The sequence below is a fragment of the Oerskovia merdavium genome (assembly GCF_014836755.1).
GTDB classification, from domain to species: Bacteria; Actinomycetota; Actinomycetes; order Actinomycetales; family Cellulomonadaceae; genus Oerskovia; species Oerskovia merdavium.
On sequence record NZ_JACSQF010000005.1, the window covers coordinates 12,644 to 28,006 of the forward strand.

The 15,363-nt window shown below is 75.1% G+C and carries 9 protein-coding genes; 4 read left to right on the plus strand and 5 right to left on the minus strand.

Annotated features, from left to right (window positions below):
- Nucleotides 1-9: 9 nt before the first annotated feature.
- Genes H9641_RS06110 through H9641_RS20650 form a run of 4 tightly spaced genes read right to left on the minus strand, consistent with a single transcriptional unit; the run spans nt 10 to nt 6,346 of the window.
- Nucleotides 10-1,287 carry an MFS transporter gene (locus H9641_RS06110; RefSeq protein ID WP_191801973.1) on the minus strand — a complete coding sequence of 426 codons (1,278 nt, stop codon included), beginning with the start codon at nt 1,285-1,287 and terminating at the stop codon, nt 10-12.
- A 25-nt stretch (nt 1,288-1,312) separates the two neighbouring features.
- Nucleotides 1,313-4,903 (minus strand): ATP-binding protein, encoded by a 3,591-nt coding sequence (locus tag H9641_RS06115; RefSeq protein WP_191801975.1) that lies wholly within the window; start codon nt 4,901-4,903, stop codon nt 1,313-1,315.
- Complete coding sequence (locus H9641_RS06120; protein ID WP_191801977.1) at nt 4,900-5,961, minus strand: DUF3027 domain-containing protein; 1,062 nt, start codon at nt 5,959-5,961, stop codon at nt 4,900-4,902. The genes H9641_RS06115 and H9641_RS06120 overlap by 4 nt, the downstream gene beginning before the upstream one ends.
- Nucleotide 5,962: 1 nt before the next feature.
- Complete coding sequence (locus tag H9641_RS20650; protein WP_056645398.1) at nt 5,963-6,346, minus strand: cold-shock protein; 384 nt, start codon at nt 6,344-6,346, stop codon at nt 5,963-5,965.
- A gap of 275 nt (nt 6,347-6,621) precedes the next feature.
- Between H9641_RS20650 and H9641_RS06130 the strand changes: the two genes are divergently transcribed.
- Nucleotides 6,622-8,619, plus strand: coding sequence for a DUF3352 domain-containing protein (locus H9641_RS06130; protein ID WP_191801980.1), 1,998 nt, complete (start codon nt 6,622-6,624; stop codon nt 8,617-8,619).
- A gap of 500 nt (nt 8,620-9,119) precedes the next feature.
- On the opposite strand, the gene H9641_RS06135 is transcribed toward H9641_RS06130, so the two are convergent.
- Nucleotides 9,120-9,779 carry a TetR/AcrR family transcriptional regulator gene (locus H9641_RS06135; RefSeq protein ID WP_191801982.1) on the minus strand — a complete coding sequence of 220 codons (660 nt, stop codon included), beginning with the start codon at nt 9,777-9,779 and terminating at the stop codon, nt 9,120-9,122.
- Nucleotides 9,780-9,849: 70 nt separating this feature from the next.
- On the opposite strand from H9641_RS06135, the gene H9641_RS06140 reads away from it, so the two are divergent.
- The 3 genes from H9641_RS06140 to H9641_RS06150 all read left to right on the plus strand — a co-directional run bounded on the left by H9641_RS06140 (nt 9,850) and on the right by H9641_RS06150 (nt 15,135).
- The gene (locus H9641_RS06140; RefSeq protein WP_191801984.1) at nt 9,850-10,812 is read left to right on the plus strand and encodes an alpha/beta hydrolase family protein; all 963 of its coding nucleotides are present in this window, start codon (nt 9,850-9,852) and stop codon (nt 10,810-10,812) included.
- Between the two features lie 84 nt (nt 10,813-10,896).
- The gene (locus H9641_RS06145; protein WP_191801986.1) at nt 10,897-13,419 is read left to right on the plus strand and encodes a helicase-associated domain-containing protein; all 2,523 of its coding nucleotides are present in this window, start codon (nt 10,897-10,899) and stop codon (nt 13,417-13,419) included.
- 48 nt (nt 13,420-13,467) lie between these two features.
- Nucleotides 13,468-15,135, plus strand: coding sequence for a DNA repair helicase XPB (locus H9641_RS06150; RefSeq protein ID WP_191801988.1), 1,668 nt, complete (start codon nt 13,468-13,470; stop codon nt 15,133-15,135).
- Nucleotides 15,136-15,363 lie beyond the last annotated feature (228 nt).

The window sequence follows — 15,363 nt, forward strand, 5'->3', positions numbered from 1 at the left end:
TGATCGGGACTAGGTCTCGATCCCGGCCCGACGGCGTGTGGTCCGGTTCGCGTGCACGGACCATCGCGGCACCCACCTCGCGAGCGCGACCGCGCCGAGCAGCCCGATCGACCCGGACGCGACGATCCCGCCCGCGAGGCTGCCGAGCGCAGCCCCTGCCGAGACGACGAGCGGGCCCAGCGCGGCCCCCGAGTCCTGGAAGAGGCGCCAGATCCCGAGGAACTGGGCGCGGACGTCCGGCGGGGCGACGTCGGCCCCGAGCGTCATGAGGATCCCCGAACCGATCCCGTTGCCGAACCCCATGACCATCGCGACGACGGCCACCCCGGCGACCGTGCTCGTGAGCGGCAGCACGACGATCGCCCCGCCCAGGACCACCATGCAGGGGATCGCGACCCACAGCCGACCCATCCGGTCCATGACCTTGCCGGCCGGGTAGAAGAGCAGCATGTCGACCGCACCGGACAGCCCGAAGATCACGCTCGTCGTCGCCGGGCTGAACCCCAGCTGGTCCGACCACAGGGGCAGCACGACCTGGCGCGCCGCACGCGTCGCGCCGACCATGACGACCGCGAGCCCGAGCGTCGCGAACACCCGCCGATTCTGGACCAGGACGGTCCGGAAGCTCACCGGTGCCACGGTCCTGCGGTGCTCGGTGGACCCGGCCGCGACGTCGGGCACCACGAGCGTCACGAGCCCCGCGAGCAGGCTCGTCCCCACGGCCAGCCAGTACGCAGCCTGCAGGTCCCACACCGCGAGCACGGCCGCCGCCGCGAACGGGCCGACGAACGCCCCGATCCGGTGGGTGCCCGCGAGCGTCGAGAGCGCGCGGGCACGCTTGAGCACGGGCGTGACCTCGGTCAGGTAGGCCTGCCGAGCGAGCATGAAGACCGCGTTAGTCACGCCGACGCAGAACACCCCGGCGCCCAGGACCCACAGGTTGGGCGCGAGCGCGCACGCGACCAGACCCACGACCGACGCCGCGGCGGCCGTCATCATGGCCCGCCGGTCGCCGAACCTCGCCGCGAACGCGCCCGCGGGCACGTCCCCGGCGATCTGCCCGATCCCCAGGAGCGCCACGACGAACCCCGCGAGCGCGATCCCCGCGCCCATCGAGAGAGCGGTCAGCGCGATCACGGGCACGATCGCGCTGACCCCGGCCTCGAACACGAACGTGGGGACGTACACACCGCCCACGAGCCGGCGGTCGAAGATGCCCGAGGGCCCGTCGGTCGAGGGCGCCGCGCGGCTCGCGGGGGCGTCGTCCGACGGCGTCGCGCGGCTCATGCGGCACTGTCCGTGGTGCTGCGGCTCATCGCGGAGGGTCGGCCCCGTCCCACGCCGACTCGGCGCGCAGCTCGTCGGCCCCGTCGGGGTCCAGGAGCGCGACCTCGAGGAGGTACCGCGCGTCCGCACGCCCGGCTGCAGCGGCGAGACCGCGTGCGAGGGCCGACGTCGTCGCGGCGTGCACCTCCGGGCCACCACCTCCCGCGCACACCCACCAGTCGACCTCGACACCGTCCACGGTCAGGACGTCGTGCTCGAACCAGTGCCCAGGCACTCCCTCGACGAGCCCCACGACGCGGGCGTCGACCACCTGGCGCGAGCCCTCGCCGTCGGGCACGGGGACGTCCGCGCTTCCCGGGGGCGCGAGCAGCGGGAGGTCGAGCAGGTCCGCGAGGGCCTCGCCCGCGCGCACGGCGTCACCCGCGCCGTCCGGCGCGACGGGCAGCACGGTCCGCACCTGCGCCCACATGGCGCTCGTCGCGACCGCCAGGTCCTCGGCGACGACGCACGTCGCGCGCCCCCCGCGCAGGCCGGGCAGCCGCTCGGGCAGCTCGTCGAGCACCTCCGCGGCGGGGACGCGCCGCGCGAGCGCACCCAGCCCGCGCCACACCGCGAGCGAGGCGGTCAGCGGGAGGGGCGTGCCGACGTCGGGCAGCGCGGCGAGGTACCCCGACCAGTCCGCCGGGTCCAGGTCCTCGAGCCGGACGACCCCGCCCAGCGCACGCACCATCTCGGCGTCCAGACCGCGCGCCTCCGGGGGCGGGTCGGCGAGGAAGGGGACGGTGCCCGGCTGCGCCGCGAAGGGCGCGCCGAGGTGCCTGCGCAGCCACCACGCGGTGTACGACGGCGCGTCCCCCGCCCGCGCGCTCCCCTGTCCCCGGACGGGGTCGAGGAGGGCCGCACGGGCGTCGGGGTCGTGCGCGAGGCGCGCGAGGAAGGCGGGCCAGGCGTCGTCGGCCACGGCGTCGAGGTCCGCGACCCCGACGAGGTCGCCCACGTACGCCCCGCCACCGTGCAGTCCCGCGAGGAAGTCCAGGTAGTCGGTCCAGCCTGCGAGCCAGGACTGGGGGTCGGCCGGGTCGGCTGCGTCGTCGGCCAGGTCGGTCCCCCTGGCCCACGGGGTCAGGACGTCCGCGACCCGGTAGACCGACACGTCGGCCTGGACGCCCACCGCGCGCAGCACGTCCTCGCTCCACGCGCCCGACGGCTCGGCCTCCGCCGCGAGCGGCACCAGCCCGTCGAGGTGCTCGGCAGCCCACGACCCGGGCAGCACGCACTCGCGCGCCGGGGACAGATCGCCGTCGGCCGTGGGCAGGGGGAGCTCACCGAGCCAGAAGGGCAGCTCGGCGGGCAGCGCGCCCTCGTCGAGCGCGGCCCGCACCAGGGCGAGCACCTGCCCGACGGCGGAGGGCACCTGGGCGGGTACGTCGCCCTGGGCGCCGGAAACGGGGGCGGGCGCGTCGGCCTCGGTGTCCGGCGCGGGCAGCCTGTTCGTCCACAGCGCCGGCCCGTCGTCGCCGACGTCCTCGAGGTCGCCCAGGAGAGGGTCGCCGTCCGCGGCCTCGTCCGCGAGGTGCAGGACGTGGTCCCTGACCGCGGGCTCCTCGAGGAGCGTGCGCGCCGAGGACACCGTGGCCCCCAGGCGTTCGAGGAGCGGGTGCGCGGCCTCCGGGTGGACGAGCCGCAGGCCGAGCGAGCGCGCGAGCGCGAGGAACGGCGAGGAACCAGCGGCGCCGGACGCGCCGTCCGCGCCCGGGACCTCGTCGCCCGGGCTCAGCAGGAGCGTGCCGCGCGCCCCCCGCACCGTGCGGCCGTCCGCGAGCGGCACCGTGACCGCCCCGAGCGCGTCGAGCCCCCCCGGCTGCCCCCGGTGCGGCGCGAGGACCGCGTAGACCTCGCGCCAGCTGCTGGGCCCCATGCCCGCGGGGAGCTCGTCGAGCACGTCGGCCAGGTCATGGGACTGCACGCCCAACGAGCGCGCGACCGCGAGGAACGGCGACGGGACGTCCACGAGCCCGGGCACCCAGCGCCCGAGGACCCGGAGCACGTCCGGGTCGCGGCCCACCTCGCCCGCGAGGACCTGGGCGTCGCGCGGCGCGACGAGGTACCGAGCGGCGTCAGGCTCGTCCTGGTCGTCCCTGTGCGCCGTCGCCGCTCTGTCCTCCCTGACCGGGGCGAGCAGCCGTGTGCCCCGCAGGGCGTCGAGGGCCACCTCACGGATCCGCGCATCGACCTCGCCCGTGGGCAGGCCCGTCGGGACGAGCCCGAGGACGTGGCCGGGGACGTGGCTGCGGCCGGTGCCGGGAAGGTGACCGGTCTGGACGTCCGACACCGAGGCCGCGATGCTCGCGCCGCCCGCGTCCCACGCCGCCAGTCGGGCGAGGAGACGCGCATAGGCCTCGCCCGCCCGCGCCGCGAGATCCTCCGTCACGGGGCCGGGCAGGACGTGACGCCTGCTCGGGTCGAGCGGGAAGGACGCGATGAGGAGCGCGGGGAAGGTCAGCCGCTCGTCCGTCGGGGTGGGCGCGTGCAGCAGGCCGGAGACCGCGGTCGGCTCGTGCGGCAAGGCCCACAGGAGCGACCACCCCGCGTGCTGTTGCTCGACCGGGAGCGACGCGAGCAGGTCGGCGGAGCTCTCCCCTGCCTCACGCAGCACGGTCCACCGTGCATCGGCGTCCTGGAGGTGGCGCACCTCGCCGGTGTCCGCGACGACCACGACGACCTCGTCGAGCGCGGGCAGAGCGAGGAGCAGCGCGTCGTCGAGCTCGTCGAGCTGGTGACGCACTGCCAGGACCGCCTGCTCGTCCCGCAGACGCAGCGACACGACGGTGTCCGGCGCCCACGGTCCGCCCGGTTCGCGAGCGCCCTCCGCACGGTCGGGACCCGCGAGGTCCCGGCCCTGCGACGGCTCGAGCCCGGCGAGCGTCGGACCCGCGGGCGACGCCGGCAGCGGGTCCGTGGGGAACGGGAGCCGCAGCACCGGGAGCGCGGCTCCCCGTTCGAGGACCGCTGCCGCGAGCCGGTCTGCGTCCGCCTGCTCCGCACGCTCCCCCCCGGGCGCTCCCGTGAGCCCGTCCAGGGCGTCACGCGTGCGGTCGAGCGAGAACACGACGCCGCCCAGCGTCGACCGGACCACGATCTCGTCGGCCACCGACCGCACGGCCGCGAAGCCCACGCCGAACCGGCCCACGCGCCCGGGCCCCTCGCCCACGGGCTGGAGCTCCGCCGTCGGGTCTGAACCGGACGACGTGGCGGGGAAGGCCCGCCGTGCCCCGTCCGATGCGCGCTTCGTGGGGACGACCTTCGCCGAGGCGCGCATCGACGCCAACGACGCGACACCGCGCGCGTCCAGGGGCGCGCCCGAGTTCTCGGCCGTGAGCCACCAGGAACCCGAAGCGTCCGGCGCGAGGCGCAGGACCAGACGGCCCGGGGCGCCCCCGTGCGCCGCGGCGTCGGCCGCGTTCTGCGCCAGCTCGACGACCACGCGGTCGCGGTAGTAGCCGCGCGCCTGGTCCTCCTCGGTGTTCGCGTCCTCGCGGAAGCGAGTCGGCGACGCGAGCCACGCCTCCGTGACAGCCCGGCGCAGGGCCGCTGTCCCGAAGGCGTCCTCGGTCACCGTGTGGGCTCGTCCGGTGCCGCGCCCTCGCCCAGGTCGGAGGGCTCGTCGCCCGGCCCGTCACCCGAGGATCCGGCCGACGAGGTCCCCGGCTCGGGCAGCGTGATGCGCGACAGCGCGAGCTGGATGCTCGCCTCGACCTCGGCCGAACGCTCCACGGCGGCAGCCTCGGCAGGGACCTCGACGTCGACCGGGACGTCGAGACGCACCGCGCCGCCGTCCGCCGCCGGCTCGGCCGTCTCGCTCGACGCCTGCGCGGCGTCGAGGAGCTGCACGATCTCGACGTCCATCTCGTCGATCAACGGGTCCGGCGCGGGCCAGTCCGTCGGGTGCGGCTCGACGTCCGTCTCGGAGTGCGCCCCGCACCCGTGGTCGAGGCTCACGACCTTGCCGTCGTCAGGAGACCACGGGTTGGCGCAGACCGCGAAGAGCTGCCCGAGCGCCCCCTGGAGCGGGACCAGGAAGCCGCACGACCCGCACTCGGCGCTCGACGCGACCGCGCCCGGCGCCGTGGGGCCCCGCGTGCCGCGGTACCAGCGCTCGGCGGCCTCGTCCCGACCCTGCGGCGAGAGGACACGGACGCGAGCGAGCGCGAGCTCCTCGATCGCGACCTCGTCCTGCTCCTCGTCGCCCGTCGGCACGTAGCCCGGCTCGAGGCGCGGGTCGTCCGCCTGGAAGGGCAGGACGTCGCCCGCACCGATGTCGCCGGGGCGAAGACGCTCCGACCACGGCAGCCACTCGGGAGCCAGGATCGCGCCGTCGCCCGGCAGGAGCTCGACCTCGCACACCGTCGCGACCCGACCGCGCGGCACGCGCGCGAGCGTCACCGTCCAGCGCCACCCCCGGTACCCGAGCATGGTGCAGGCGAACAGGTGGGAGATCAGGCGGTCCTCGACGGCGAGGGTCCCCAGGTGCTCCCCGACGTCCCCGGGGTGCTCGGCGACCTGCTCCGCCGCGGCGCGCGCCAGGTCCACCGCACCCGTGAGCACGGCGTCCTTGGCGGCGCGCGCGCTCACGCGACGAACGGTCGGTCCTTCAGCGGCGGCCACGGCAGCCATGTCATGCCTCCAGGTCGTCGGCGACAGCGCGCAGGACCCGGGCGATCTGGGCTCCCTTGGCGGCGTCCGGGTAGCGGCCACGGCGCAGCGAACCGCCCACCTGGTCCATCACCTTGATGAGGTCCTCGATCGCGACCCCGAGCTCCTCGGCGGGGCGACGCTGCGCCTTGGCGACCGAGGGCGCCGGGTCGAGCAGCTTGATCGCGAGCGCCTGCGGGCCCCGGCGGCCGTCGGCCACACCGAACTCCACCCGGGCACCGGGCTTGGGCGCAGCAGCGCCGTCGGGCAGCGCGGAAGCGTGCAGGAAGACCTCGTCTCCCTCATCGCTGGCGATGAAGCCGAACCCTCGTTCGGTGTCGAACCACTTGACCTTGCCGGTGGGCACGTGAACCTCGTTTGTGCTCGTGGGAATCAGAACTCTCAGGTTACCGGGCGCGCGCCCTGACCGTCGCATCCGCCCGGCCGCGTCCGGGAGCGGGCTCCGGGTGAGAAACGCGCGACGCGACGGCCCGCGATCCGCACGGCCCCGCGGGCACCCTCCGCAGAGGGGAGAACTCCCCATGGGAGGGGGCGGCGCCGCGCCGTCCGGCTCCACTAGCCTTCAGGCGACCGCCGGCCCCGCAGCGCCGGACGCGCCGCCCCCGACACACGAGGTTCTTCATGACCACGCCGCCCACCTTCCCGCCCGCCGACCCCTCCGGGGCGTGGCAGCAGCCTGCCGGCTCCCCTCCTCCCGTCCCGGGAACCGTCAGGCCCTCGCGCCTGCGCACGGGCCTGGTCCTGGGTGGCGCGGCGACCGCCGCGCTCGTCCTGGTGGGCGGCGGGGTCTTCGCCTACACGACCCTCGACGGCGGCGGTGCGCAGCCCGAGGCCGCGCTCCCGGACACTGCGATCGCCTACGTGCGTGTCGACCTGGACCCGTCGGCCACCCAGAAGGTCAACCTCCTGCGCCTCGCGAACCGCTTCCCGGACCTTGCGAAGGACCTCGACGTCGACCTCAGCGAGACCGCGGACCTGCGTGAGCTCCTGGTCGACGCGATCGCCGGGAGCAGCGGGTGCACGGTCGACTTCGCGGCCGACGTCGAGCCGTGGCTGGGCCAGCGTGCGGGGCTCGCGTCCCTCCCGGCCGCTGAGGACGGCGCCGAGCCCGAGCCCGTCGTGGTCCTCCAGGTGACCGACGAGGGGGCGGCCCGCACGGCCATCGAGTCCGCGCTGGGCTGCGGGGACGGCGTCGAGCCCGCACAGGTCGCGTTCACCGACGGGTACGCGCTCATCACGTCCGAGACGCTCGCCGCCGCAGACGTCGCGGCCGCCGCGAACAAGGCCTCGCTCGCGGACGACCCGCTCTTCGTGGCGGACACGAAGGCCCTGGGCGACGCCGGGCTGGTCTCGTTCTGGGTCGACGTCCAGGGCACCAAGGGCCTGCTGGAGGACTCTCTCGCCGGTCAGGGGGGCGCCGAGGAGACGACGGCGGCGCTCGCCGAGCTCGACGGCGTCACCTCGGTCTCGGGGGCGCTGCGCGCCGGCTCCGACCACCTCGAGCTCGCGTTCGCGGTCGGGGCCGACGACGCGACCCTCACGCCCCTCGAGGGTGCGGGGACCTCTCTCCTGACCGGGCTCCCCGACACCACGCTGTTCGCGTCGGCGGGCACGGTCGACCCGGCGTCGATCGACGAGGCGTGGGAGCAGCTGAGCACGCTCGCCGACACGTTCGGGTCCAGCGGCCTGGGCGGCCTGGAGGACCTCGGCGGCCTGGGCGGCGGCGACCTGCTCGACGACGACTGGTCGCTGTCCTCGAACCCGGTCGGCACGACCGTGCTGCCCACGGTGACCGAGGCCGAGTGCGCCGCGCTGCTCGCGCAGCCCGAGTACGCCGCCGACTTCTCCGGGCTCGGCCTCACGGCCGAGGAGGAGGCCGAGTACAAGAGGACCTACGACGAGGCCTTCATGTCGTCGTGCACCGGGACCGACGTGGGCCTGGGTGCCGACGACCTGGGGACCGTCCTCGGCACCGACGACCTCTACGGCGACGACTACCTGACGGACGACCTGTTCGGGGACGACTACTCGGAGACGTCCGACGACGACCTCCTGCCCAGCGGTCTCGGCTTCCAGGAGACGGTCGACGAGCTCGAGAAGTCGTTCGACATCAGGCTGCCCGAGGACCTCAAGACGCTCCTGGGCGAGCAGATCGTCGTCGCGCTCGACTCCGCGGGGCTCGACGACGTCTCGTCGGTGACGGGTCCGGGAGACGTGAGCTTCGGGGCACGCACGATCGGTGACAAGGCGGCCCTCGAGGACCTCCTGGGTCGGATCGACGCGATCCTCGTGGACGCGGGGGCCGACAAGCTCTCGAGCGCCACGACCGAGGACGGCCTCGTGATCGCGTCGAACGACGACTACGCGGCCCAGCTCGCCGCCGACGGCAAGCTGGGCTCGAAGCCCGCGTTCACGACCGTCGTGCCCGACGCGAGGTCGGCAGGCTCGGCGGTGTTCGTCGACATCGACGCGATCGAGAAGATCGCCCGCGCCAACCTCGACGCGCTGGGTGGCGACGACTCGTGGATCGCCTACGTCGAGCCCCTGCAGGCCTTCGGCGTGTCGACCCGGGTCGACGGCGGGCACGCCCTGTCGAGCGTGCGCCTCAGCTTCGACTGACCGCAGCGCGCCGGGCCGGCGGCCCGTGATGTCGCCGCCCGCCAGCGCGACAGCGCGACAGCGCGCCGCGCAGGTCGACGGCCGGTCACGGGATCCTCGTGGCCGGCCGCCGGTGCTCCCGGATCGAGGGGCACGGCGATCCCTGGGAGCGCGGGCGGCAGTGGCTGTTTCGTCGGACCAGCCGACCACCGGGCACCGGGCACCGGGCACCGGGCACCGTTGCCGAGCGCGGGACAGGGGATGTCTGCGCAGCGCTTTCCGGTGGGCGGGACTGGCGTTCGCTGAGCAGGACGGGGATTCGCTCGGCGAACGCCCCTCGACAAGGCCCCGGGTTGGCGGGCTCACAGCCAGGCTCAACCCGCTGGGTCGATCGGCGTCGACGAGCGCGAGCGCGCCAGGCCCGCCCCACGATCAGCCAGGCTCAACCCGCTGGGTCGATCGGCGTCGACGAGCGCGAGCGCGCCAGGCCCGCCCCACGATCAGCCGGCTCGTCGCGAGGCTCAGTCCGCGAGATCCAGCACGCCGAGCAGCTCGGGGTCCGCCCCGGCGACGAGCAGCCGGGCGCGCATCGCGGCCGCAGCGAGCGCGTAGGGGCGGTCGTCCCCCAGCAGCAGGGACCGCGAGTTGGCGGCCTCGTCGAGGGCCAGCAGCTCGAACGCGAGGACCTCGGCCTCAGCCTGGTCGATCGCGAGCTCGCCCGCTGCCACCGCCGCCCTCGTCTGCGCCTCGACGTAGCCGTACCAGTCCGCGAGCGCCGACCGCACAGCGGCGTTCACGGGACCCGGCTTGGAGTCGACGTCGGCCGCGGTCGCGGCGAAGAAGCAGCCGCCCGTGAAGACCCTGTCCCTCGAGTACACGAGAGCGTTCCGCAGCAGCACGACCAGGCGACGCAGGCCCCTCGGCTCGGTGCGCGCCGGCTCGACGATGGTCGCGACGAAGATCTCCCGTGCCGCGACGACGGTCGCGAGCTGCAAACCCTCCTTGCCGTGGAAGAGCGTGGCGATGCTGCTCTTGCTGCGGCCCGACGCCTCGGCCAGGCGGCCGATCGTCAGTCCGTCGAGCCCCTCGACCGATGCGAGGTCCGTCGCGCGTGCGAGCACGTCCCGCCGTGACGCGTCACCACGGGCTCGTCGACCGTCCAGGGCTGCGAGTTCTGCCATCCCCCTAGTGTACGAACGATCGTTCGCGTAATCTACAGAACGAACGATCGTACGCATTCATGGAGGAGACATGCCCGTCCTGAACAGCGCGGTCGGCCGCGGCGTGCGCGCCGTCGCCACCGTCTCCCCGGGGCTCGCCGGCCGCTTCGCGCTGCGAGCCTTCTTCGTCACCGCTCCCCGCATCCCCGTGCGCGATGCCGACACGTCCACGCACCACACCGCGCGGCGAGCAACGCTCGTCGTCCGCGGCCGGGCGCTCACGAGCTACGGGTGGGGGTCCGGGGAGCGCACGGTGCTGCTGGTCCACGGGTGGCGCGGGCGCGCGTCCCAGCTCTCTCCCCTGGTTCGCGAGCTCGTCGCCGAGGGCTTCCACGTCGTGTCGTTCGACGCCCCGGCGCACGGCACGTCTCCGGGCGGTCCGGCCGACATCCGCGACTGGGTCGCGGCGACCGAGGCCCTGCAGCGCGTCCACGGCCCGTTCCACGCACTCGTCGGGCACTCGTTGGGCGCCCTGGCCGCACTCACCGCGGCCCGCTCGACCGTCCCGACGCGACGCGTCGCGGTCGTCTCGGGCGTGGGCAGCCCCGATCCGTATCTCACCCAGTTCGGGCGCGACCTGGGCCTGGACGCCCGCACGCTGACCCACGTCGAGGCCCGTTTCCTCGCCCGGCTCGGCGAGGACCGGGCCTCCGCCTCAGCCCGCTACGACGCCGTGACCCACCTGTTGCCGGCGACGACCGAGCTCCTCGTGGTGCACGACCGCGGCGACCGACGGATGCCGGACCTGGACGCGCGGCGGCTGCACGCTGCCCACGGCGACAGGTCTCGCCTGGTCCTCACGTCCGGGTTCGGCCACACCAAGGTCCTCTCGTCCGACATCGCCCTCGACGCCCTCACCGCGTTCGTCACGGGCGGGCTCGACGCGGTCGACTCCCTCGACGTCGCCGAGGTCGGGGCGCGGGCGCTCGATCCGCACGCCCCGCGGACACCGGTCGACGCGCGACGCTCCGCACGGCCCCAGGTCGGCGCGTGACCGCCGCGGCACAGCACCGCCGCGACCATCCGCGCCTCGAGGACCCGGGTGAGGCGCACCCCCGACCCGCGTAGCATCGGACGAATGGCCTCAACGCCTCCGGCTCCGCGCCGGACCTTCCCCGAGGCTCTTCGCTCCCGCAGCGACGAGCAACTCGTCGCGCTGCTGATGCAGCGCCCTGACCTGGCCACTCCTTCGCCGTCGACCCTGCGTTCGCTCGCAGCACGCGCCACCAGCCGTACCAGCCTGGACCGGGCCGTCGCCCGCCTCGACGCCCTCGAGCTGCAGGTGCTCGACTCCGTCCTGGTCCTCGGGGACCAGCCCTCCGCCCCGGCCGCTCCTCGCGCGCCCGTCACGATCGACCGTCTTCTCACGGCCCTGGCCACGGAGCCCGCCGACGCCCCGCTCGTCCGCGCCGCTGTCGCGCACCTGCTCGAGGGGGCCCTGCTGTGGGACCGGGGCACCTCCGACTCCTCGGACCCCTCGGCCGCGACCGACCTGGCCGTCGCCCCGGGCCTGTCCGAGGTCCTGGGCCCCTACCCGGCCGGGCTCGGCCCCGCCGACCCGTCCTCGCCGCTCGACCACGCGCCGTCGGGCCCGTCGCCGGTCGACGCGGCCACCGCCCTCGAGGCCCTCCTCACCGACGCTCCCCCCGGGGCCCGGAGCATCCTCGACGCCCTGACCTGGGGGCCGCCCGTCGGGGTCGCGCCGCGCGCCGACCCCGTGGGCCGCGAGGCCGCGACGTGGCTCCTGCGCCACCGTCTGCTCCTCGCCTCCGACGAGCGCCACGTCGTCCTGCCCCGTGAGGTCGCCCTGGCGCTGCGCGGCGGGCGGACGCACGCGAGCACGGCCGCGCACCCGCCCCAGCCCGACGCCCCGCACTTCGCCGAGGACACCATCACGGCCGAGGCGGCCCGCGCGGCCCAGGACGCGGTCCGGCTCGTCGCGCACCTCCTCGCCCTCTGGCAGGCCTCGCCCCCGAGCGTGCTGCGCGCCGGCGGGCTGGGCGTGCGGGACCTGCGTCGTCTCGCGACGACGCTCGAGGTCGACGAACCGACCGCGGCGTTCGTGGCCGAGCTCGCGCTCGCGACCGGCCTGGTCGTCGACGACGGCGAGGACCCGCCCTCGTTCACCGTGACGCTCGCGGGCGAGGACTGGCTCGACCTGCCGCTCGCGAGCCGCTGGGCCGCGCTCGCCGCAGCCTGGGCCGCGTCCGGGCGCACGCCGTGGACCATCGGCAGCCGCGACGAGCGCGGCACGCTCCGCGCGGCCCTCGAACCCGACCTGAGCCGCCCGTGGGTCCCGCGCCTGCGGTTCGACCTCCTCTCGGCCCTCGCCGACCGTCCCGGGCAGGCGCTCGGCCCGGCGGACCTGCTCGAGGTCCTGCGCTGGGGCTCGCCGCGAGCCACTCCCCCGGCCCAAGCCGTCGAGGGCCTGGTCCGCGAGGCCGCGCTCCTGGGCGTCACGGGGGTGGGCGCGCTCGCCCCGACAGGTCGCGCGCTCCTGCTCCCCGTGCCCGACGGCGCCGTGAGCGCGCCGGAGACTGCGCTCGTGCACGCCCTCGAGTCGGTCCTGCCGCCCGAGGTCGACGAGCTGCTCGTCCAGGGCGACCTCACCGGGATCGTGCCGGGGCGCCCGAGCGGGGCCCTCGAGCGGCTCCTCGAGGACGCCGCGGACGTCGAGTCGCGCGGGGCCGCGATCACGGTCCGGTTCACGCCCGAGTCGCTGACCCGGGCGTTCGACGCCGGCCGCAGCGCCGAGGACCTGCTCACCGAGCTCGCCGCGCACTCGCGCACGCCCCTCCCGCAGCCGCTCGACTACCTCGTGCGCGACACCGCCCGGCGGCACGGCAGGCTGCGCGTCGGGACGGCGTCGAGCTACGTCCGTGCCGAGGACCCTGCGCTCCTCACGGGTCTCGTCGAGGACCCGGCGCTGCGCCACCTCGCGCTGTTCCGTGTCGCCCCCACGGTCCTGGCCGCGCTCGTGCCGGCCGCGACGCTCCAGGCCGCCCTCCGCGACCGCGGCCTCGCGTCCATGGTCGAGGGGCCCGACGGGCGGGTCGTGCGCACCGAGCGCGTCCGGTCGACGGTCCGTTCTCGCGTGGGCGGGCGACGCCCGCTGGACACGGCCACCCGGGGGCGCTCCGCCGTCGTGCCGGGAACGGCCGCGCGGGACGTAGCCGCCCTGGACACCACGGCCCGGCGTGAGCGGTACGCCGAGCTCGTCCCGCGCCTGCGCGCGGCCGACGACGCCGCGCTCGCCGCGCCACCCGCGTCGGCGAGCCGCGAGGCCGCTCCGCCCGTGCCGCGCGGAACAACCGAACCCCCTGCCGCGTTGGGACTCCTGCGCGACGCGATCGACGCGGGAGACCACGTGGTCCTCGAGACGATCGACCCGACAGGTCAGCCGACCCGCCGCCGCGTGAAGCCCCTGGTCCTCGAAGGGGGGCGCCTGCGCGCCCTCGACCCGGCGCGCGACGCCGAGCTGACCGTCGCGGTCCACCGCATCGCGGGCGTCTTCACCGACGTCCCCGCGCCCACCGTCGTCCAGGACGACACGAGCGACGTCGCCTCCACGGACGCCTCCGCGGGGGCGCCGAACGACTAGCCCGCACCACCCGCGCCACGACACGACGCACCACCCGGAAGGACGCACATGGCCGACGGCCCCCTGATCGTGCAGAGCGACAAGTCGCTGCTGCTCGAGGTCGATCACCCGCTCTCCGGCGACGCCCGCCGGGCCATCGCCCCGTTCGCCGAGCTCGAACGAGCTCCCGAGCACGTCCACACCTACCGGCTCACCCCGCTGGGTCTGTGGAACGCACGGGCCGCGGGCCACGACGCGGAGCAGGTCGTCAACGTCCTGCTCCAGTACAGCCGCTACCCCGTGCCGCACGCGCTGCTCGTCGACGTCGCGGAGACCATGTCGCGCTACGGGCGGCTCCAGCTCGTCGCGCACCCCACGCACGGCCTGGTGCTCCAGGCGACCGACAAGGCCGTGCTCGCCGAGGTCCTCAAGTCCAAGCGGACGGCGGGGCTCGTGGGCGAGCGCCTGGGCGACGACTCCGTGGTGGTGCACCCGTCCGAGCGCGGGCACCTCAAGCAGGTGCTGCTCAAGCTCGGCTGGCCCGCCGAGGACCTCGCGGGCTACGTCGACGGCGAGAAGCACCCGATCGACCTGTCGCCGACCGACCCTGCGCACGAGGACAAGCCCTGGGCCATGCGCCCCTACCAGCAGCAGGCCGTCGACGGGTTCTGGCACGGCGGCAGCGGCGTCGTCGTGCTCCCCTGCGGTGCGGGCAAGACGATCGTCGGGGCCGGGGCCATGGCGAAGTCCGGGACCACGACGCTGATCCTCGTCACCAACACCGTGAGCGCGCGCCAGTGGCGTGACGAGCTGGTGCGGCGCACGACGTTGACCGAGGACGAGATCGGCGAGTACTCGGGCGCCCGCAAGGAGATCAAGCCCGTCACGATCGCGACGTACCAGGTGCTCACGACCAAGCGGAAGGGCGTCTACACGCACCTCGAGCTGCTCGACGCACGCGACTGGGGCCTCGTGGTCTACGACGAGGTCCACCTGCTGCCGGCCCCCATCTTCCGCATGACGGCGGACCTCCAGGCGCGCCGCCGCCTGGGCCTGACCGCGACGCTCGTGCGCGAGGACGGTCGGGAGGACGAGGTCTTCAGCCTGATCGGACCCAAGCGGTACGACGCGCCCTGGAAGGACATCGAGGCCCAGGGCTACATCGCGCCCGCGGACTGCGTCGAGGTGCGGCTCACGCTCCCCGACCGTGACCGCATGGCGTACGCGACGGCGGAGCCCGAGGACAAGTACCGGCTCGCCGCGACGGCGCCGGGCAAGAACCGGGTCGTCGAGCAGATCGCGGCCGCGCACCCGGACGACCAGGTCCTCGTGATCGGCCAGTACCTCGACCAGCTCGAGGAGCTCGGCGAGCACCTCGACGCGCCCGTCATCACGGGCGCCACGACGGTGCGCGAGCGTCAGCGCCTGTTCGAGGCGTTCCGCTCCGGGGAGATCAACCGGCTCGTCGTGTCGAAGGTCGCGAACTTCTCGATCGACCTGCCCGAGGCATCGGTCGCGATCCAGGTGTCGGGGTCGTTCGGTTCACGTCAGGAGGAGGCGCAGCGCCTGGGACGCATCATGCGACCCAAGCAGGACGGTCGTACCGCGCACTTCTACGCCGTGGTCTCGCGCGACACCGTGGACCAGGACTTCGCGGCGCACCGGCAGCGCTTCCTGGCGGAGCAGGGGTATGCGTACCGCATCGTCGACGCGGAGGACCTGGACGTCGTGCAGTAGAGGGCGGGGGGTCCGCGACGCAGGAGCGCGGCACCCGCCCGGCACGGAACGACGACCAGTCCGACCGCAGGTTGAGAGGACCTGGACGTCGTGCAGTAGAGGGTGGGGGGTCCGCGACGCAGGAGCGCGGCACCTGCCCGGCGTGGCGCTCGGTTCGCCGGCGCGAGTCTCCGGGGAGGGTCTCCGGGGAGGGGTGTGTTGTTCGTGGAGCCACCACAATGGTGGTGG